General features: G+C 59.1%; 3 protein-coding genes. All 3 read right to left on the bottom strand.

Annotated elements, in window-relative coordinates; translation table 11 throughout:
- Positions 1–221 (bottom strand): hypothetical protein (locus tag AX735_RS24985; protein WP_156447454.1); only part of this gene is annotated, 221 nt, incomplete at its 3' end.
- Positions 211–432, bottom strand: coding sequence for a hypothetical protein (locus AX735_RS09225; protein WP_066278937.1), 222 nt, complete (start codon positions 430–432; stop codon positions 211–213). The genes AX735_RS09225 and AX735_RS24985, both read right to left, overlap by 11 nt.
- Positions 425–811: hypothetical protein (locus AX735_RS09220; RefSeq protein ID WP_231750076.1), on the bottom strand; the 387-nt coding region annotated here is incomplete at its 5' end. The genes AX735_RS09220 and AX735_RS09225, both read right to left, overlap by 8 nt.

Raw genomic sequence — 811 nt, 5'->3', positions numbered from 1 at the left:
GGCTCGCCCGGCTCGGTGCAAAAGTCGCCAGTCACCGTTTCGATCTCTCGCACCATCACGTAATTGCTAGCAGGGCGGGCGGATAGGGCTGAGATGCGGTGGCGGGCGAAGGCTTCCGCAAGCGTCCCGCCAACATTCCGAGCACGCAAGGCAAGGGCGCGTTCCCCCCGTGCTTCGAGATAATCCGCCGCCGCATCCCTGTCGATCTGTTCAATCTGCATTGCTCTGCTCCTGTAGGATGGCGGCAATAAGCGCCTCGGGGGTGTATTCTTCGCCAAGCACCCCAATCGTGGCCCACATTTCAGTTAGCCACTGGTCAGGATCAGCAATGCCCTCGATCTGGCAGATCCCTTCGCCCGCTGCCCAATCAGCGAGTTTGACCAGATATCCGATCACGTTGGGCAAGGCCGCGATCTCCGCTGTCTTATCCATGCTGTGCCTCCCATGCGGTGAGGGCTGCGTCACATCGCGTCTCGATGTTGAACAGTAGGCCCGCCAAGCTGGCTGATGACGTATCGCCTGTCACTTCCGGGCAAAGTTCCCGGATCGCTTTTAAGACCTCCACCAGCGCGGATGCGTCTGGCTGTGGGGTGGCTTCGATGTTGTCCAGAAGTTCCGCCCAACTCTCAGCCATTTCTTCCACTGTGCAGCACCAAGGACCGGACATTTTGGCAAGTTGCTCATAGGTGGGGTGTTCGGGAACAAGCATCATCCGCACGGCTTCTGGCTTATCGTTCATCGCTCTTTCCTTTCGGTTCATCTGCGTTGGCAAGCTCAAGCAGCACGTCGGCATGGCAGTCCTTGCCAGCGC

It is taken from the genome of Blastomonas sp. CCH1-A6, assembly GCF_001556365.1.
Lineage (GTDB): Bacteria > Pseudomonadota > Alphaproteobacteria > Sphingomonadales > Sphingomonadaceae > Blastomonas > Blastomonas ursincola.
The sequence above is the reverse complement of the archived record's forward strand: the minus strand, read 5'-3'. Positions and strand labels throughout refer to the sequence as shown.